This is a genomic window from Methyloversatilis universalis FAM5, from assembly GCF_000214035.2.
Classification (GTDB): Bacteria; Pseudomonadota; Gammaproteobacteria; order Burkholderiales; family Rhodocyclaceae; genus Methyloversatilis; species Methyloversatilis universalis.
In genome coordinates this window covers 212,916-230,680 of the sequence record NZ_AFHG01000029.1, presented here as the reverse complement: position 1 = coordinate 230,680, position 17,765 = coordinate 212,916, and the positions used below count along the sequence as shown (strand labels likewise).

The window sequence follows — 17,765 nt, the reverse complement described above, 5'->3', positions numbered from 1 at the left end:
CATGACCGCTGCACCCGACTTCGACGCGCTCGACCAGAACGGCATACGCCACCGCCTCTCCGACTACCGCGGCCGCTGGCTGGCGCTCTACTTCTATCCGCGCGACGATACGCCGCACTGCACGCAGCAGGCCTGCTCGGTGCGCGACCACCGAGAGGCGCTGGCCGAACACGGCATCGCGGTACTCGGCGTATCGGCGCAGGACGGCACCGCCCATCGCGCCTTCGCCGCGAAGCACCGGCTGAACTTTCCGCTGCTGGTCGACGCCGGCCAGACCCTGGGTCGCGCCTATGGGGCGCTGGGCGACGGCGTCGGCGGCTGGCTGCGCAGCCGGCTCGGCGCCTACCGGCGCATCACCGTGCTGATCTCGCCGGACGGCCGCATCGCGAAGGTGATCGATGCGCCGGACGTGCAGGACCACGCCGGCGAAATCCTGCGCAGCGTGGCGGCCGGGCAGGCGGCCGCGCTGCCCGGCGAGGCGCTCAGTTCTTGATCGAGAAGTCGGCGCGCGACGGCGCTGCCTTGCTGTCCTTGGCCTTGTCCTCGGTCTTTTCCGCCGCCCTGTCAGCTTCGCCGGCCTTGGGGGCCAGCACGAACAGCCGGGCGTCATCGATCTTGGCGTTGCGGCTCAGGTAGTCCTTCACCGCCTGTGCGCGGGCCAGACCGAGCAGGCGCAGGTCCTCTTCGCTCACTTCGGTATTGGTCAGGATGAGCTTTTCCATCTCCGGCACCGGCAGGTCCTTGGCCATGCCCACCACATTGCGCGGTTTGGGGAAATCCGAGGCCTTGTACACCGCCTTCAGCAGTTCCGGGTACTCGTCCGGCGACACCGTGACACCTTCGACCGACGTCTTGGCCCGCGCCGCCTTGGCCGCGCGCACCTTCTGGTCGAGCAGCGCACGGCGGTAACCTTCGATGTCGGTCGCACGGTCGGTGCGGCCGGTCACCTCCAGTTTCAGTGCCGGCCGGTCGGTCAGCGCCTTGCCCAGCGTGTCCAGCTTGCCGCGCGCCTCGTCGTTCAGCACCGCGCGGCCCGGCTCGAACGCCACGTGATCGAGATCGGCGTCGGAGCCGAACAGCGAACCGAGCAGCGCGAACGGCGAGGTGACCGCCTTCACGATGAGGTTCACGATCACCTTCACCACGATGCCGCCGATCGAGAACTGCGGATCGGACAGCGAACCGCTGATCGGCAGATTGATGTCGATCACGCCATTGCGGTCCTTCAGCAGCGAAACCGCCAGCAGCACCGGCGCCTTGATCGCGTCCGGGCTGTCCACCGGGCTGCCGAAGGTGAGTTGGTCCAGGATCACGTTGTTCTGTGCGGTCAGCTGGTCCTTGTCGATCTTGTAGGCGATGTTCACGCTCAGCTTGCCCTTCTCGATGCCGTAGCCGACGTACTTGCCGGAATACGGCGACAGCGGCGCCAGTTCGATGCCGCGCGCACTGGCCTTGATGTCGAGGAAGAGCGATTCGGCCAGCGGATTGATGCGGCCGGTGATGCTGATCGGTGCCGACCCTTCGACCACGCCGCGCAGTTCGACCTCACCGGCCGTGCCCGACGCGGAACTGAGGCCGGACACCCGGCCGCCCAGCTCCGACAGCTGGGCGCGGTAGTTGGGCTTGATGAAGAAGTCGCTGAAATCGACGCGGCCGCCCTGCATCACGACCGTCTTCACATCGATCGGCGGACGCGCCGCATTGATCATCTGCGCCAGCGCCGCACTCTGGCTGCCCGCCGGGGCGGCGGTGCCCTTCGCGGGCGGGGGCGCGGCCGGGGCCGGCGCAGGCTTCGCGGCGGCGACCGGTGCGGGCGTCGGCGCGGACTGTGCGGCCGCGTCCTTGCGCACCACGTCCTGCAGATTGAGCCGGCCCTGCGGCGACACGATGATGCGGGCGAAGTAGTCCGACAGCGCCACCTCATTGATCGACAGGCCGGCCAGCAGATCCGGCTTGCGGCTGTCCAGCTTCAGCGCGATGCCGCCGGCGAACAGCGAGCGCCACTTCAGCAGGTCGGCCGCGCTGGTCTTTTCGGTCAGGTGAATGTTCTCGACATTGGTTTCACCGTTCCACGCCAGCGCCCAGTCCGCGCCCTCGGTCTTCACGCCCAGATCGCCGCGCAGGCTGAGTACGCCGGCCAGCAGTTCGGCGTTGAGCTTCTGCGCCAGCCAGGGCTGGGCCACCATCAGGTCGAGCCGGCGCGCATCCAGTTTGAGATCGGCCTGCACCGGCGACAGCGCGAAGCCGCCGCGGGCGCCGAACAGCCCGCCCCGGGCATCGCGGAAACCGAAATCGACCTTGGATTTCTGCTTCAGGTCGGTGCCCACGTTTTCCAGCTTCAGCGCGATCCGGTCCAGTTCGATCACCGCCGGCGTGGCGAAGCCCCGGTCCTCGAAACGGACCGCGCCGTCCTTCAGGTTGAAGGTGGACAGCTGGGCTACCCAGGCGGGGCCGGACCCGCTGCCGGCCGCGGACGCCGGTCGTGCCGGCGCCGCGGGCGCGTCACCGGCCCGCACCAGCCCGGCCAGATCGATGCCGCCGTCGGCCAGGCGCGCGGCGCGCAGACGCGGCTTGATCAGATCCACGCTGTCCACCGCCACCTTGTGGGTCGATACGTCGATGCGGGCGCCGGTGACCGAAATGTCCTCCGCCTGGGCGAAGGGCTGCTTCTCGCCGCGGCGCGTGAGCTTGAGCCGGGCGATGCCGGCTTCGGTCACGACCACCTCGCCCTGCGGTGCGCCATCGACCACACGCAGGCCGAAACGGGTGCCCAGGCGCGCCTGTGCCTGATCGACCGAAAAATTGATCAGGTCGGCGAAATAGGGGCTGAAGCGCGGCAGGTCGACCCCGCTCACCGTCAGTTCGCCCTCGATGTCGGGCTTGGAGGCGCGCAGCTTGGCGTCCAGAGACAGCCGCACATTGCCTTCGCCCTGGGCGCCAATCACCAGCGTGGCCGGTTCGTCGCCCTGCAGCGAGAAATCGCGCAGCACGATGTCCATCGGCTCGATCGCGTAGCTGAAAGCCTTGGCCGGCTGCTCGTCGGTAAAGGCCACGCGGGCCTGCATCACCTCGAACAGCCCCACCTTCACCTCGGGCGGTGCCGCCGGTCTGGCTGCGGTCGGGGCCGGCGCGGTCTCGGCCGCGCCGGCACGCGGCCGCGGCTGCAGCGCCAGCAGGTTGAGCCGGCCGTCCTTGCCGCGGGCGATCTCGAAATCCGGCTGGTCGATGCGGATGCTGGCAATGTCGATCTTGCCGGCCAGCGGCTGGATCTCGTTCAGCACCACATCGAGTGCCGGCAGCTTGAACAGCGGCTTGCCGTCGCGGCTGTCCAGCTCGAGGTCGCGCAGTTCCACCGCGCCATGCAGCGCGATCAGCGGGTCACCGCCGGCCCTGGCCTGGCGGAAACTCAGCTCAATGTCGGTGTCGAGCGAACCGGAGGTGATGCGGAAACCCAGCGGCACCGGCGAGTATTCGTCGAAACGCGCCAGATTGAGTGCGTTGAATTCGATCTTGAGCGCCGCTTCACGCTCTTCGACGAAGGGCTTCACCTTGCCGTTGAGCGAGAACGGGGCATCGTTGATGCGCGCTGCCAGCGACGGTTCGACGAACAGTTCGACGTCGGCCGGCAGGTTGGACACGAAGGGCAGGCCAAGCCGGATGTCACTGATCACGTGCTTGCGCGCGAAGGGCTGGTCGTCGATGTCGATGCGGCCGTCACGCAGCTGGATGTTGTTGATCGAGAAGCGCGCCGGCTCCTCGCTCGGCGGCTGGTCGAGAATCTTCTGCAGCACGTCGCTGAAGTTGAACTGCCCGTGCTCGTCCAGCCGGACCACTTTCAGCACTGGCCGGTCCACCTCGACCGAACGCACCACCGGCGCGCCCCTGAACAGCGAGGACCACTCGACATCGACCGCCACCCGGTCAAGCGTGAGCGCCTCGTCCTTGCCATTGGCTTCCAGCAGCCGGATGCCGGAGGCGCTCAGCTCCAGCGTGTAGGGGTTGATCGCGACCTCCTGCACCGTCAGCGTGCGGCCGAGGAAGGCGGAGCCGTGCTTTTCAGCCAGCGAACGCACCAGATGCGGTGCGGCGAAGGCGCCGAGCAGTCCGAACAGCACCAGGCCCGCAACCAGTCCGAACAGGGTCTTGCGCAGCGCGGGGCGGGATTTGAGCGATGAAATCGTCATGGCAGCGGAAGTCGGAGATGTAAGTGGAATTGAATCGGCATCAGGATGCGCTGGCCGCGGCCAGATGGGCGTCGGCCGCAGCGACCGCCTGATCCAGTACGACGAGGAAATCCTGCAACGCGGCGTTCAGCGGTTCGGCTGACAGCCCGCCGCTGCGCAGCGCGCGCTCCAGTGCAGCGGCCTGCGCGCCGGCCCGGGCAAAGCACAGATTGAGACAGACGCCCTTGAGCGCATGGATCTGGCGGACCAGATCGCTGTCGGACAGCGTACCGATGCCGGCCGCCAGCCGGTCGCGCAGCGCGCGCACCTCGTCCAGCGTGGTCAGCAGGATGTCACGGTAAAGATCGAGATCACCGTCGAACTGGTCGGACACCGCGGACAGGTCGATGACCGGCGCAGTCACCGGCGCCGCATCCGGCGGCGTCTCCGGAACGGACGCCGCCACCGGCGCGCGAGGCACCGGCACGCTGCCGGCGCGATCGAGGGCGGCCGCGGTATGCGCCAGCACGCCCAGCAGGGCGTGCGTGTCGATCGGCTTGGTCAGGTAGGCGCGCATGCCGAGCGCCAGACATTCGTCGCGCTCTTCGGCCACCGCGTGCGCCGTCAGCCCGACGATGGGCGGTGCGGCCGCACCGAGGCGGGCCAGGATTTCGCGGGTGGCGGTCTTGCCATCCATCACCGGCATCTGGATGTCCATCAGCACCAGGTCGATGCCGCCCGCCACCACACGCTCCAGCGCCTCGCGGCCGTTGCCGGCCTGCTCGGCGTGGGCGCCGGCCCGCTCGACCAGATGGGCGGCCACGGTGCGGTTGACCGCGACGTCGTCGACCACCAGCACGCGGAGATCGCTGAGCGACGCCTCAGCCACCCTGCGTGCCGCGTCGCGCACGGCATCGATGTCCGACTCTTCCAGCCAGACCTCGGCCCAGAAGGTGGCGCCCACGCCGGGCTCGCCGTCGCCGCCCACGCTGCCGCCCATGGCTTCCGCCAGCCGCTTGCAGATGGTCAGGCCGAGTCCGGTACCTCCGTGACTGCGCACCACCGACGCGTCGGCCTGGACGAAGGGCTCGAACAGCGCGGCGATGTCGTCGCGGGCAATGCCGCGGCCGGTATCCCGCACGGTCATGCGCAGCTTCACCATGCGGTCCACCCGCTCCTGCAGCGACAGCCCGACGTCAATGCGCCCGCTGGCCGTGAACTTGATCGCGTTCGACACGAAGTTGTTCAGGATCTGCGCCAGCCGGGTCGGGTCGCCGACCAGCGCCGGCGGCACATCAGGCGCAAGCGAAAACGCCAGCGCGATCCCCTTGTCCTGGGCCTGTGACGTGAAGGTGGCGCGGCAGGTGTCCAGCAGGTCGGGCAGCGCGAACGGAATGGTTTCGAGATCGAGCTTGCCGGCTTCGATCTTCGAAAAATCGAGGATGTCATTGACGATCATGCGCAGCTGGTCGGCCGCGATGCCGAGCTGGCGACCGTGGTCGGCCATGGCGCCGGTACCGGCGTGCTCTGCCAGGATGCGGGCGAGGCCGACCACGCCATTCAGCGGCGTGCGGATTTCGTGGCTCATCGCCGCCAGGAAGGCGCTCTTGGCGCGGCTGGCTTCGCGCGCGTCCGACACCGCCTGCTCGGCGCGCGCGAGCAGGGCTTCGCGCTCCTGCTCGCGCGTCTGGAGCGAGGCCGCCATGGCGTTGAAGGTCTGCGCCAGCACGCTCAGTTCGCGTTCGCCCTGTTCGGCGACCCGTGCATCGAGCTGGCCGGACGCGATGCGCTGCGCGCCATCGGACAGACGGCGTATGCCGGCCGCCAGCCAGCCGCTCAGCAGCCAGGAAAACAGCGCGGCCAGCGCCATGCCCAGCGCGGCCACCATGGCGGCCAGCCGGTTTGCCTGCGCCACCTTGAGTCGGGCCTGCCGGCTGTCGATGCCGAGCTGGACCCGACCGGCCACCACCTGGCCCGCCCTGATGTCGGTCTGGAAGGCGTACAGGTCCTGCCCTTCGGCCAGCGGGTCGTCCATGGCTTCGAACGGCCGGGCCAGTGCATCCGGGTCGCCACGCGCCACCACTTCGCGCCCGTCCTGGTCGAACACCCGCACGAACACCGCTTCCTCGCGCGATACCAGGTCCAGCGACACCGCCTCCACCTTGGCCAGATCGCTGGCGATCAGCGCGTCGGACACCGCCGCCGAAAAAAGCGAAGCCGCCACCTGGGCGCTGCGGCGTATCAGATCGGCCTGCGAGCGCTCCATCTGGCCGAGCGCGCCGAAAATGGTGACCGACAGCGTGATGGCCTCGATCAGCGCGATGCCGATGATGGCCTTCCAGCGGAAGGACATGCGGGCGATGCGAAAGCCGCTCATGACCGGTTCAGCGGGCCGGCTCGGCCAGCAGGGCGTCCAGCACCCTGATGTCGAGCGCGCGGATCGGATCCCAGTCCCTGTCCTGGGCCGGTACCAGGCCCTTGAAGCCGATCTGCTTCAGCAGCGCCGCACCCTGCGGGGTCGCCGCGACCGCCTGCACGCCTTCCAGGAAGCTGCGGCCCAGCGCCTCGGGCGCGCCCGGCAACCGGGCGAACGCGTGCGGCGGATATTCGGCCGAACGCCAGATCACCTTCAAGCGGTCTCGCACGTCGGCATCGATGGCTTCCAGCGTGCGTTCGATGCCGCCGCCGGCCGGCACCAGGCCGCGTGACACGTTCAGATAGACCGAGTCGTGCGAGGCGACGAAACGCGGCTTCACGATCACCCCGCCCTTCTTCAGTTCGGCCAGCGGAATCACCGTGGCGGCGAACGCGGCCGGCGACGGGAAGGCCACCTCCCGGCCGTCCAGTTCCTGCACCGAGTTCACCGTACTGTCGCTGCGCACCACCAGCAGCCCCCGCAGCTTGCGGTCCTTCTCGCGGGCAAATGCCTGGTAGCCCGCGCTCTGATGGAACACCACGTAGTGATAGGGATTCATGTAGGCGATGGCGTATTCGCCGCGCGCCAGACGCTTCTCGAATTCGGTGATGGTGGGCGCGGTGGCGAAGCGGAACTCGCAGCCGGTGGCGCCCGACATGTCCTTCAGCAGCGGAATCCAGCTCTGGGCCAGTTCGCTGGCCGACTGCTGGGGAACGATGCCGACCGTGACCGTGCCCTCGACCGGGCAGGCCGCGTGCAGCGCCGACGCAAACAGGGTCGCGCACAGCGCAATGAAATGACGCAGTTGAAGACGTGAATGCATGGATCCAGGCCGGTGACAGGGCAAGACAAAACGGCGGCATGAACCGCTCACCGGCGATTCTATCGCTCAAGTCGCACACCGGTCCGGCCGATAGAACATACCGATTACCCGTGATGACCTGCCCAGAACCCGCCCATGTCTGATCTCATCGGATCCGTTGCGAACCTCACCGGTTACCGCGATCGCGATCTCATCGACAGCACCTTCGTATCCGTACTCGGCGACTGGCTTGATCCGGTGCGTCTGAGCCTCTACCGCTGCGTGGGTGACGTCGCTGACCTCCGGCTGCTGCTGCAGGCGCGCATGCGCAAGGGCGTGGGCATGGAAAGCGGGGATCCGAGCTGGACCGCGCTCGACGCCCTGCCCGCACTGTCCGCCCAGCCGCATTTCGAACAGGCTTTCGCATCGGAAGAACCCCTGCTCGACCTGCCCTTCGAAAACCAGGAAGGCCCCTGGCTCAACCTGTTCGCGGTATGGGCCGGAGCAAGACGCTTCGGCATCATCGAACTGGTCAGCGAACAGCCGCTGCTGCCGGTGCAGCTGCGGCTGGTCACCGGGCTGCTGAAGATCTATCGCAACCAGATCAGCCTGCTCGACTACAGCGAGCGTGACAGCCTGACCGGCCTGCTCAACCGCAAGACCTTCGACGAACAGTTCCTGAAGTGTCTGGACACCATGAGCGCCGCTGTCAACGACGACATCCCGGTGCCCACCTGGTGGCTGGGCGTGGTCGACGTCGATCACTTCAAGCGGGTCAATGACAGCTACGGTCACCTGATCGGCGATGAGGTACTGCTGCTGGTCGCACGCATCCTGCGCACCGCCTTCCGCCACAGCGAACACCTCTACCGTTTCGGCGGCGAGGAATTCATCGTGCTGCTGCGTGCGGAAGATGACGACGAAGCGCATCTGGCTTTCGATTTCTTCCGCCAGCAGCTCGCCAGCTTCGCCTTTCCCCAGGTCGGCTCGATCACCGCCAGCGTGGGCTTCACCCGGCTGCGGCCGATGGACAACGCCAGTGGCGCGGTGGACCGCGCCGACCGGGCGGTCTACCACGCCAAGCGCAACGGGCGTAACCAGGTGCACTCCTACGAGTCGCTGCTGCAGTCAGGGCTGCTCAGCGAGGTGAACAACAGCGGCGCGATCGAACTGTTCTGAGCCTCACCGGACGCCGGAAGGGCTGCGCAAACGCTCGGGACGAAGATCGCAAGGTCGGAAACGAGAAAGGGCCGCGGATGCGGCCCTTTCTTCAGCTGCGGTCGGCAGGACCGCAGCCCGGATGTTGGCGGAGTGGACGGGACTCGAACCCGCGACCCCCGGCGTGACAGGCCGGTATTCTAACCAACTGAACTACCACTCCAGAATCGGTGCCGGCGCGAGCGCGTCCGGACTAGCAGGCCAGCGTGGCGCTGGCGTCCCCACGGGGATTCGAACCCCGGTTATCGCCGTGAAAGGGCGGTGTCCTAGGCCTCTAGACGATGGGGACCAGGGTTGTCGACTTTCATCGACAACAAAAAAGGCCGCTTTCGCGACCTCTTCCGTCATCGCCCTGCCCTGAGACAGCGCGACGTGTGTTGGCGGAGTGGACGGGACTCGAACCCGCGACCCCCGGCGTGACAGGCCGGTATTCTAACCAACTGAACTACCACTCCATGTTGGTGCCGGCAGACTGCTTCCGGACTTGCACGCCAGCTTATCGCTGGCGTCCCCACGGGGATTCGAACCCCGGTTATCGCCGTGAAAGGGCGGTGTCCTAGGCCTCTAGACGATGGGGACCTAGTGGTGAAACTCGGTGCATCTTTACTGCTTTTCTCTTTCACGCCCAGGTCAGAAACCTTGGTGGAGGTAAGCGGGATCGAACCGCTGACCTCTTGCATGCCATGCAAGCGCTCTCCCAGCTGAGCTATACCCCCGTCGAAAGAGGAGCGCATTATAAACAGTGATCAGCGTTTGTAAAGCGCTTTCGGCGAAAAAATTTTTACGACCGTGCCGCAGACAGACATCCGATTCCGAATGAATACCCATATGGCATGGTCAGTCACTCGCCGTATTCAGGCAGCACCTTCCCCGGGTTCATCAATGCATGCGGATCGAATGCGCGCTTGATGGCCCGCATCATGTCCATCTCGACCACGCTCTTGCACTCGCCCAGCAGCGCGCGCTTGAGCTGGCCGATGCCGTGTTCGGCAGAGATCGAACCATTGAGCGCCCTCACCGCCTCGTAGACCACCGCGTTCGCGACCTGTGCGTCCGCCACCAGCCGCGCGTTATCCGACGCATCGCTGAACGACAGGTTGTAGTGCAGATTGCCGTCGCCGGCATGGCCGAAGGCAACGATGCGCACACCGGGCAGTTCAGCCTCAAGCCGCTCACCGGCCACCTCGAGAAACTGCGGGATGGCCCCCACCGGCACGCTGATGTCGTGCTTCACGCTGAAGCCCTCGATGCGCTGTGCCTCAGAAATGTTTTCGCGCAGCGACCACAGCGCGAGGGCCTGTGCGCCGTCCTGAGCGATCACCGCATCGCGCACTGTGCCGGACGCCATGCAGGCGGCGAGCAGCGCTTCCAGCCGGTCGCTGATCCGGTCTCCGCTGCCGGCCAGTTCCACCAGCGCGTACCAGGGCGCCGGAACCGACAGCGGATCACGCGCGCCGGGGATGTGCTGCAGCACCATTTCAAGCGCGGTGCGGCCGACCACTTCGAAAGCATTGAGCGCGTCACCTGCGCCGGCCTGGAGCCGGTGCAGCAGGTCGATCGCACGCTGCGGGCCATCGAGCGCAACCCAGGCCAGCGCGGTGTCGGTCGGCTGCGGCGCGAGCTTGAGCACAGCCGCGGTAATGAAGCCCAGCGTGCCTTCCGCACCGATGAAAAGATGCTTCAGGTCATAACCGGTATTGTCCTTGCGCAGCGCACGCAGACCGTCCCACAGCCGTCCGTCCGGCAGCACGACCTCGAGGCCGAGCACCTGGTCACGCGCATTGCCGTGACGCAGCACGTGCACGCCGCCGGCGTTGGTCGACAGGTTGCCGCCGATCTGGCACGAACCTTCGGACGCCAGACTGAGCGGAAACAGCAGGCCGGCGTCGCGTGCGGCCTGCTGCACGGCCGCCAGCGTGCAGCCGGCCTCGACCGTGATCGAGGCGTTGTCCGGATCGATCGCGCGGACGCGGTCCAGCCGCGACAGGCTCACCAGCACTTCGCGCCGGCCGGCGTGTGGCGTGGCACCGCCGCACAGGCCGGTATTGCCGCCCTGGGGCACCATGGGCAGACGCGCCTCGTTGCAGATGTGAACCACCTGTACCAGTTCGTCAACCGTGCCCGGACGCACCACGCACAGCGCCTCGCCGCTGTAGCGGCCGCGCCAGTCGGTGAAATGCGGCGTCGTGTCGGCCGCATCGGTCAGCACGCAGGCGTCGCCGAGCACGGCACGGAACCGGGCCAGCGCGGAATCGATCAGGCCGCTTTCCATGCCGCTGCGCCTCCGCGCTCAGTCTTCGGTGATGACTTCGGCGTACAGGTCGTGCACATCGCAGTCGGTGATGCGCACGCGCACGAAGTCGCCGACTTCCAGATCCTGACCGTCGAGGATGTGCACCAGACCGTCGATGTCCGGCGCATCGCCTTCCGAACGCGCGACCGCACCGTCCTCGTCGACCTCATCGACCAGTACGATCATTTCGCGGTCGATCTTCTCTTCCAGGCGCTGGGTGGAAATGTCTTCCTGGAATTCCATCAGGCGCTGACGGCGCTCTTCGCGCACCTCTTCCGGCAGCGCACCCGGCAGGTCGTTGGCACTGGCGCCCTCGACCGGCGAATAGGCAAAACAGCCGACTCGATCGAGGCGGGCTTCGCCGAGGAAGTCCAGCAGCTCCTCGAACTCCTGTTCGGTCTCGCCCGGGAAGCCGGCGATGAAGGTGCTGCGTATCGTGATGTCCGGGCAGATCGAGCGCCAGGCGCGGATGCGTTCGAGATTGTTCTCGGCATTGGCCGGCCGCTTCATCGCCTTCAGCACGCGCGGACTGGCGTGCTGGAAGGGCACGTCGAGGTAGGGCAGGATCTTGCCCTCGGCCATCAGCGGAATGATGTCGTCGACATGCGGATACGGATATACGTAATGCATGCGCACCCACATGTCCAGCTCGCCCAGCGCGTTCGCAAGGTCGTACAGCTTGGTGCGCAGCGGCTTGCCGCCCCAGAAGCCGGTGCGGTACTTCACATCGACGCCGTAGGCGCTGGTGTCCTGCGACACGATCAGCAGTTCGCGCACGCCGGCATCGCGCAGCGCCTCGGCTTCGCGCATCACGTCGCCGATCGGCCGGCTCACCAGATCGCCGCGCATCGACGGGATGATGCAGAAGCTGCAGCGGTGGTTGCAGCCTTCGGAAATCTTCAGGTAGGCGTAATGCGACGGCGTGAGCCGTATGCCCTGCGGCGGCACCAGATCGGAAAACGGGTCGTGCGGCTTGGGCAGGTGGCGATGAACCGCGTCCATCACCTCTTCGGTCGCGTGCGGACCGGTCACCGCCAGCACCTGCGGATGCGCGGACAGCACCTGCTGGCGCTTCGGGCCTTCGGCGCCCATGCAGCCGGTGACAATCACCTTGCCGTTTTCGGCCAGTGCCTCGCCGATTGCGTCCAGCGATTCCTCGACAGCGGCATCGATGAAGCCACAGGTGTTGACCACCACGACATCGGCATCGTCGTAGGTCGGCACGATGTCGTAGCCTTCGGAGCGCAGCCGGGTGAGGATGGACTCGGAGTCCGAAGTCGCCTTCGGACAGCCGAGAGAGACGAAGCCGACCTTGGGGGTCGGCTTCGCGGTGCTGCCAGATTCAGAAGTACGGGTCACGCCGCGTCTCCGCCGCAAAACCCGACATTTTACTTGTTTTGCGGGCCTTTATCGCCCCCCGGTCCGAAGCCCGGGAACTTGAAGCCGGACATCATCGAGCGGGTCTGCTGCTCGATCTGTTCCTGCATCTGCACGAACATGCGCTTGCTCTGTTCCATGTAGGCACCCATCATGCTCTGCATGGCCGGGCCCTGGAAGTTCAGGAACTGCGCCCACAGGTCCTTGCTCATGGCGTTGTTGTCGCCGTAGATGGCGCGCGCCTGGTCCTGAAGCTTGCTCTGCACGTCGGTGAAGGCCTTGATGTTGCCTTCAAGGTACTTGCCCATCATGCCCTGCATCGCATTGCCATAGAAGCGGATCATCTGCGACAGCAGGTCGGACGTGAACATCGGCACGCCTTCGCTTTCTTCTTCGATGATGATCTGCAGCAGGATGCTGCGGGTGAGGTCTTCGCCGGTCTTCGCATCAACCACCTGGAACTCTGCGTTCTCCAGCACGAGTTCCTTCACATCGGACAGCGTGATGTAGGAGCTGGTACGGGTGTCGTAAAGCCGGCGGTTGGGGTATTTCTTGATCAGGCGGTTGGTGGAACTCGTTCCCTCGCGGCTTTCGGAAGCGCTCATTGTGTGGTGTCCTCGCTCGTTTGAACTGCCCCGGGGCGGTGTGTCCGCCCACTCTTTTTCGATCATACAGCAAGCAAAGGCCTTATGCGGCAGTGCCGCATAAGGCCTTGCGAACCGTCACAAAGCGATGTTGCTGTGCGACGCGACGGTGATTACTGGTAGTACAGGCCGCCGTTGATGTTCAGCGTCGCGCCGGTCACGTAGCCCGCGTTTTCCGACGCGAGGTAGGACACGGCCGCGCCGATCTCTTCCGGCTTGCCCAGACGCTTCATCGGCACCGAGTCGATGATGCCCTGACGGATGTCCTCGCGGATGGCCATCACCATGTCGGTACCGATGTAGCCCGGAGCGATGGCGTTCACGGTGACGCCCTTGGACGCCATTTCGGCGGCCAGCGCCTTGGTGAAGCCGACCACGCCGGCCTTGGCGGCCGAGTAGTTGGTCTGGCCCGCCTGGCCCTTCACGCCATTGACCGACGAAATGTTGATCACGCGACCCCAGCCACGCTCGGCCATCTTGCCGGCGACGTGGTGGGTCACGTTGAACAGGCTGTCGAGGTTGGTGGTCAGCACCGCATCCCACTGCGCCTTGTCCATCTTGGAGAAGAACTTGTCGCGGGTGATGCCGGCGTTGTTCACGACCACATCGACCGGACCGATGTCCTGTTCAACCTTCTCGATCATGGCCTTGCAGGAGTCGTAGTCGGACACGTCGCCCTCGGCGGCTTTCATCTCGAAGCCTTCGGCCTGCATCTTGGCCAGCCATTCGTCCTTTTGGGGGAACGCGGGCAGACAGTTCGCCACGACGGTGTAGCCGTCCTTGGCCAGTGCCTTGCAGATTGCGGTACCCAGACCGCCCATACCCCCGGTAACCAGGGCAACTCGTTTCGTCATGACTTCTCTCCCAGCCAGCTGCGTTGAAAACCCTCCACCCCCGCCGGTCGGGGTGGAAGGTGTGCGCGGACCTCCGCGCCGGCGGTCAGGACATGTGCTGGCCGCCGTTGATTGCGATGTTGGCGCCGGTGACGAAAGCCGCTTCGTCCGACGCCAGATAGGCCACCAGGCCTGCGATCTCTTCCGGCTTGCCGAGGCGGGAAACCGGAATCTGCGGCAGGATCTTGGTGTCCAGGATGTCCTGCGGAATGGCGGTCACCATCTTGGTGCCGATGTAGCCCGGGGAAATCGTGTTCACGGTCACGCCGGCACGCGCCACTTCGAGCGCCAGCGCCTTGGTGAAGCCGTGCATGCCTGCCTTGGCGGCCGAATAGTTGGTCTGGCCGAACGCACCCTTGGAGCCATTGACCGACGACACATTGACCACGCGGCCCCACTTGCGCTCGGTCATGCCGTCGATGACCTGCTTGGTCATGTTGAAGCAGGAATCGAGGTTGGTGCTCATCACCACATCCCAGTCCGCCTTGGTCATCTTCTTGAAGGTCATGTCGCGGGTGATGCCGGCGTTATTCACCAGCACGTCCACCGGTCCCACTTCCTTGGTCACCGTCTCGACACACGCCTTGCAGGAGTCGAAATCAGACACGTCGCACGGGTAGGCCTTGAAGCCGTAGCCCATGTTGTTCATGGTCTGCAGCCATTCGGCTGCCTTGGTGTTGCCGGGGCTGTGGGTAGTCACCACGCGGAAACCCAGCGCGGCGAGCTTGATGCAGATCGCTTCACCCAGTCCTCCCATACCGCCCGTTACCAGTGCGACTCGCGTCATTTCCTTGTCTCCTATTTATTAGTCGAGGGTGTGTCTTCCGCAGCCCCCCTCATGAGGCTGCCATGCGTTCAGTTCGTTGCGCTGCCTTTCACGTAGCGCCCGGGTGCGGGCTCGATCACGGTGTATTGCGCGTTGCCCGCTCGTGACGGGGGCGCGACCTTCTTGCCTGACTTCGCAGTCAGCCACTTGATGTAGTGCTTCCACCAGCTGCCCGGCTGTTCGCTGGCGTTCGCGCGCCATTCCTCGGCGGTCGACGCATCGCCGCCGATCCAGTGCGAGCGCTTGTCCTTGGACGCCGGATTGATGACGCCGGCCACGTGGCCGCTGGCGCCCAGCACGAAGGTGGTTTCGCCGCCGAGCAGCTTGCGCACCAGATAGGCGCCGGTCCAGGGCACGATGTGATCTTCCGAGGTGGCCAGCAGGTAGGCCGGCATATCCACCTTGCCCAGATCGGCCTTGACGCCCAGCATGTCCAGCTTGCCCGGCACGCGCAGGCTGTTCTCGAGATAGAGGTTGCGCAGGTACCAGGCCAGGAAGGGGCCGGGCAGATTCGTGCTGTCGCAGTTCCAGTGCAGGATGTCGAAGGCCGGCGGCGTTTCGCCCTTCAGGTAGTTGCCGACCACGTAGTTCCAGATCAGGTCGTTCGGACGCAGGCTGCTGAAGGTCTGCGCCAGTTCGCGGCCGGGCAGCAGACCGCCGCGGCCTATGGTCTGTTCGCGCATCGCGACCATGCCCTCGTCCACCAGGCAGCCGATCTCGCCGGCGTCCGAGAAGTCGAGCAGCGTGGTGAGCAGCGTGACACTGGCCGCAGGCTTCTCGCCGCGGCCGCAGGCCACTGCCAGCGCCGAGGCCAGCAGGGTGCCGCCTACGCAGAAACCCATGGTGTTCGGCTGAGCGTCGCCGCTGATGTCGCGCACCACGTCGAGTGCGGTCAGCGGGCCCAGGCGCAGGTAATCGTCCCAGGTGAAATTAGCCAGCGCGGCATCCGGATTGCGCCAGGAAATGAGGAACACCGTGATGCCCTGCTCCACCAGGAAGCGCACCAGCGAGTTCTCCGGCTGCAGGTCCATCAGGTAGTACTTGTTGATGCACGGCGGCACGATGAGCAGCGGCTTGGCATACACCTTGTCGGTCAGCGGCGCGTACTGGATGAGCTGTATCAGCTCGTTCTCGAACACCACCGATCCTTCGGTCACCGCCAGATTGCGGCCGACCTCGAACGCACCGGGCGCCGACATCGAAATATGGCCCTGCTGCAGGTCGCGCACCAGATTTTCCATGCCGCGACGGATGCTTTCGCCTTCGGTGCGCAGCGCGGTTTCGACGAATTCGGGATTGGTGGCCGCGAAATTGGCCGGCGACAGCGCCTCGATCACCTGTTTGGACAGGTAGCGCATGCGGTCCTTCGCGCGGCCGTCGGCCACCGGCGTGGCTTCGACACAGTCACGCACGAAGGCGGAATTGATCAGATAGGCCTGGCGCAGGTAATCGAAGTACGGCTTGCTCCATTCCGGGGAGCGGAAGCGGCGGTCACCCGGTTCGGCCTTGGCCACCGGCTGCACGCCCTCATCGCCCGGCTTGTGCTGGGCAAAGGCCTGCCAGAGCTTGTGCTGGCTTTCCAGCCACTGCTGCTGCAGGGCCGCAAAACGGGCGGCTTCGGGCGCCGGGAAAGCGCTGCCTGCAGTCGGCGCATGCACCGCGAGCGCACTGTGCTGGCGGGCGACGAAATCGCTGAAATTCTTGCCCATGGCGGCCATCATGGCCGTCCAGTCGGGCGGAAGTGCCTCATTGCGAGGCGGGACGGACTTTCCGGGTGCTGCCGAGTCACTGCTCATCAAACCAAACCCCGTTCGTTCTTTCTTGTCTCAGACGCGATGCAGCGGCATCGCTCGGATCTGCGAGCATCTTGCCGTCCACGGGCGCGCCGGGCGAGCATATCAGTGCCGGACGCGCACGGGCGCCTCCTCTGTCCGGCAATCGCAGTGCGAGAGATTGTTGCATCGCACAAAATCACTGTCAATCCCGGCTGCCGGAAGTCTCTTCCGCGTGGCCATGCCCGCCTGAAAGGCCCCGATGTACATCGTTGCGATTGCGTGGATCTATGTGGTGCTGATGATGGCCGTGACCGAACATTCGATCGTGGCCGGCGTGATGACCGTGGTGTTCTACGGCCTGGCGCCGCTGGCGCTGTTCCTGTGGCTGTTCGGCACGCCGGCGCGGCGGCGCGCGCGCATGGCGCGGCCGCAGCCGGGCGAGGATGGACCTGCGGACGACTCAGTGACCGTGGGCAAAGCCGTCGACGAAGTGGTGGATCAGCAGAATGCTGCCCACGCCGAGCGAAATCAGTAGGACCTGCTGCAGCGTGGCGCCGATCTCCGCCCGCTTGTGCAGGCCCGGAATCAGATCGGCCACCGCCACGTAGATCATGCTGGCCGCTGCAATGCACAACAGGTAGGGCACCGCGTCGCCCACCAGTGACAGCGCGAAGTAGGCGCCCACCGCGCCGACCAGGGTGGCCATGCTGGACAGCAGGTTGAAGGCCAGCGCCCGCAGGCGGCTCATGCCCGAGTGCAGCAGCACCAGATAGTCGCCCACTTCCTGCGGGATTTCGTGCGCCACGATGGCAGTGGCGGTCACGATGCCCAGCGGCACGCTCTGCGCGAAGGCCGCCGCGATCAGCACGCCATCCACGAAGTTGTGAAAGGCATCGCCGATCAGGATGAGCGAGGCGGCGCGTGCCCCCTCGTTACCGTGGCCATGGCCATGCCCATGATGCGCATGAACGTGGTGCGCATGGGTCAGCGCCGCCTGCTCCGCCCGGTGGGCCTCTTCATGCGCTGCCTGGTGCGCCAGTTCGGCCGGGTCGTGCGCTTCGCAGCTCACTTCATGACAGTGGCGCCACAGCACCAGCTTTTCCAGCAGGAAGAAGCCGAGAATGCCGGCCAGCAGCATGGAGGTCGCCATTTCCACGCTGCCGATTTCCTCGATCGCCTGCGGCAGCACGCCCAGCAGCGCAGCACCGAGCAAGGCGCCGACCGAGTAGCTGATGAGCATGGGAATGCGCTGCAGATTGACCGCCATTCCGAACAGGGCGGCGGCGCAGACGCTGATCGCGCCGCCGGCGAGCGAGGCGAGCACGATCCAGGCAAGGACAGACATGGGAGCGTTTGAA

At 66.0% G+C, this 17,765-nt stretch carries 13 protein-coding genes and 5 tRNA genes; 3 read left to right on the top strand and 15 right to left on the bottom strand.

What is annotated here, in order from left to right; genetic code table 11:
* Nucleotide 1: 1 nt before the first annotated feature.
* Entirely contained in the window at nucleotides 2-493 is a 492-nt protein-coding gene (locus METUNV1_RS02330) for a peroxiredoxin (RefSeq protein ID WP_008058439.1), read from the top strand.
* Here the strand turns inward: METUNV1_RS02330 and METUNV1_RS02325 are convergent.
* Genes METUNV1_RS02325 through METUNV1_RS02315 form a run of 3 tightly spaced genes read right to left on the bottom strand, consistent with a single transcriptional unit; the run spans nucleotide 483 to nucleotide 7,402 of the window.
* Nucleotides 483-4,184: a DUF748 domain-containing protein gene (locus METUNV1_RS02325; protein ID WP_008058438.1), complete on the bottom strand. Its 3,702-nt coding sequence runs from the start codon at nucleotides 4,182-4,184 to the stop codon at nucleotides 483-485. The two genes, METUNV1_RS02330 and METUNV1_RS02325, sit on opposite strands and share 11 nt — an antisense overlap.
* Nucleotides 4,185-4,224: 40 nt before the next feature.
* A complete protein-coding gene (locus METUNV1_RS02320) occupies nucleotides 4,225-6,540 on the bottom strand; it encodes an ATP-binding protein (protein ID WP_008058437.1) in 2,316 nt (771 codons plus the stop codon).
* A gap of 7 nt (nucleotides 6,541-6,547) precedes the next feature.
* Nucleotides 6,548-7,402 (bottom strand): PhnD/SsuA/transferrin family substrate-binding protein, encoded by an 855-nt coding sequence (locus METUNV1_RS02315; RefSeq protein WP_008058436.1) that lies wholly within the window; start codon nucleotides 7,400-7,402, stop codon nucleotides 6,548-6,550.
* A gap of 135 nt (nucleotides 7,403-7,537) precedes the next feature.
* Between METUNV1_RS02315 and METUNV1_RS02310 the strand changes: the two genes are divergently transcribed.
* Nucleotides 7,538-8,560, top strand: a complete 1,023-nt coding sequence (locus tag METUNV1_RS02310) for a GGDEF domain-containing protein (RefSeq protein WP_008058434.1) — start codon at nucleotides 7,538-7,540, stop codon at nucleotides 8,558-8,560.
* 125 nt (nucleotides 8,561-8,685) lie between these two features.
* On the opposite strand, the gene METUNV1_RS02305 is transcribed toward METUNV1_RS02310, so the two are convergent.
* From METUNV1_RS02305 to METUNV1_RS02255, 11 genes are all read right to left on the bottom strand, one after another.
* Nucleotides 8,686-8,762: transfer RNA gene (locus METUNV1_RS02305), tRNA-Asp, on the bottom strand.
* A 50-nt stretch (nucleotides 8,763-8,812) separates the two neighbouring features.
* Nucleotides 8,813-8,888, bottom strand: a tRNA-Glu gene (locus METUNV1_RS02300).
* Nucleotides 8,889-8,977: 89 nt separating this feature from the next.
* Nucleotides 8,978-9,054: transfer RNA gene (locus METUNV1_RS02295), tRNA-Asp, on the bottom strand.
* Nucleotides 9,055-9,102: 48 nt separating this feature from the next.
* A tRNA-Glu gene (locus METUNV1_RS02290) sits at nucleotides 9,103-9,178 on the bottom strand.
* Between the two features lie 61 nt (nucleotides 9,179-9,239).
* A tRNA-Ala gene (locus tag METUNV1_RS02285) sits at nucleotides 9,240-9,315 on the bottom strand.
* Between the two features lie 125 nt (nucleotides 9,316-9,440).
* Nucleotides 9,441-10,871 carry an FAD-binding oxidoreductase gene (locus tag METUNV1_RS02280; RefSeq protein WP_008058433.1) on the bottom strand — a complete coding sequence of 477 codons (1,431 nt, stop codon included), beginning with the start codon at nucleotides 10,869-10,871 and terminating at the stop codon, nucleotides 9,441-9,443.
* An 18-nt stretch (nucleotides 10,872-10,889) separates the two neighbouring features.
* Complete coding sequence (gene rimO, locus METUNV1_RS02275; protein WP_008058432.1) at nucleotides 10,890-12,251, bottom strand: 30S ribosomal protein S12 methylthiotransferase RimO; 1,362 nt, start codon at nucleotides 12,249-12,251, stop codon at nucleotides 10,890-10,892.
* A 29-nt stretch (nucleotides 12,252-12,280) separates the two neighbouring features.
* A complete protein-coding gene (phaR, locus tag METUNV1_RS02270) occupies nucleotides 12,281-12,874 on the bottom strand; it encodes a polyhydroxyalkanoate synthesis repressor PhaR (RefSeq protein ID WP_008058431.1) in 594 nt (197 codons plus the stop codon).
* Nucleotides 12,875-13,026: 152 nt separating this feature from the next.
* Nucleotides 13,027-13,767, bottom strand: a complete 741-nt coding sequence (gene phbB / locus METUNV1_RS02265) for a beta-ketoacyl-ACP reductase (RefSeq protein WP_043358839.1) — start codon at nucleotides 13,765-13,767, stop codon at nucleotides 13,027-13,029.
* An 85-nt stretch (nucleotides 13,768-13,852) separates the two neighbouring features.
* A complete protein-coding gene (gene phbB, locus METUNV1_RS02260) occupies nucleotides 13,853-14,593 on the bottom strand; it encodes an acetoacetyl-CoA reductase (protein ID WP_008058428.1) in 741 nt (246 codons plus the stop codon).
* Nucleotides 14,594-14,661: 68 nt separating this feature from the next.
* The gene (locus tag METUNV1_RS02255; RefSeq protein ID WP_085983283.1) at nucleotides 14,662-16,341 is read right to left on the bottom strand and encodes a PHA/PHB synthase family protein; all 1,680 of its coding nucleotides are present in this window, start codon (nucleotides 16,339-16,341) and stop codon (nucleotides 14,662-14,664) included.
* Between the two features lie 325 nt (nucleotides 16,342-16,666).
* On the opposite strand from METUNV1_RS02255, the gene METUNV1_RS02250 reads away from it, so the two are divergent.
* Nucleotides 16,667-16,942 (top strand): hypothetical protein, encoded by a 276-nt coding sequence (locus METUNV1_RS02250; protein ID WP_008058426.1) that lies wholly within the window; start codon nucleotides 16,667-16,669, stop codon nucleotides 16,940-16,942.
* Here METUNV1_RS02250 and METUNV1_RS02245 read toward each other — a convergent pair.
* Nucleotides 16,868-17,752, bottom strand: coding sequence for a ZIP family metal transporter (locus tag METUNV1_RS02245; protein WP_008058425.1), 885 nt, complete (start codon nucleotides 17,750-17,752; stop codon nucleotides 16,868-16,870). The genes METUNV1_RS02250 and METUNV1_RS02245 overlap by 75 nt on opposite strands.
* Between the last annotated feature and the right edge of the window lie 13 nt (nucleotides 17,753-17,765).

Excerpts from the sequence above, each read along its gene's own strand:
- METUNV1_RS02315 (WP_008058436.1), bottom strand. The coding sequence starts at position 7,402 with ATGCATTCACGTCTTCAACTGCGTCATTTCATTGCGCTGTGCGCGACC.
- METUNV1_RS02320 (WP_008058437.1), bottom strand. The coding sequence starts at position 6,540 with ATGAGCGGCTTTCGCATCGCCCGCATGTCCTTCCGCTGGAAGGCCATC.
- METUNV1_RS02330 (WP_008058439.1), top strand. The coding sequence starts at position 2 with ATGACCGCTGCACCCGACTTCGACGCGCTCGACCAGAACGGCATACGC.
- phbB (WP_043358839.1), bottom strand. The coding sequence starts at position 13,767 with ATGACGAAACGAGTTGCCCTGGTTACCGGGGGTATGGGCGGTCTGGGT.
- phbB (WP_008058428.1), bottom strand. The coding sequence starts at position 14,593 with ATGACGCGAGTCGCACTGGTAACGGGCGGTATGGGAGGACTGGGTGAA.
- METUNV1_RS02250 (WP_008058426.1), top strand. The coding sequence starts at position 16,667 with ATGTACATCGTTGCGATTGCGTGGATCTATGTGGTGCTGATGATGGCC.
- METUNV1_RS02245 (WP_008058425.1), bottom strand. The coding sequence starts at position 17,752 with ATGTCTGTCCTTGCCTGGATCGTGCTCGCCTCGCTCGCCGGCGGCGCG.
- METUNV1_RS02325 (WP_008058438.1), bottom strand. The coding sequence starts at position 4,184 with ATGACGATTTCATCGCTCAAATCCCGCCCCGCGCTGCGCAAGACCCTG.
- METUNV1_RS02310 (WP_008058434.1), top strand. The coding sequence starts at position 7,538 with ATGTCTGATCTCATCGGATCCGTTGCGAACCTCACCGGTTACCGCGAT.
- METUNV1_RS02280 (WP_008058433.1), bottom strand. The coding sequence starts at position 10,871 with ATGGAAAGCGGCCTGATCGATTCCGCGCTGGCCCGGTTCCGTGCCGTG.
- METUNV1_RS02255 (WP_085983283.1), bottom strand. The coding sequence starts at position 16,341 with ATGGGCAAGAATTTCAGCGATTTCGTCGCCCGCCAGCACAGTGCGCTC.
- phaR (WP_008058431.1), bottom strand. The coding sequence starts at position 12,874 with ATGAGCGCTTCCGAAAGCCGCGAGGGAACGAGTTCCACCAACCGCCTG.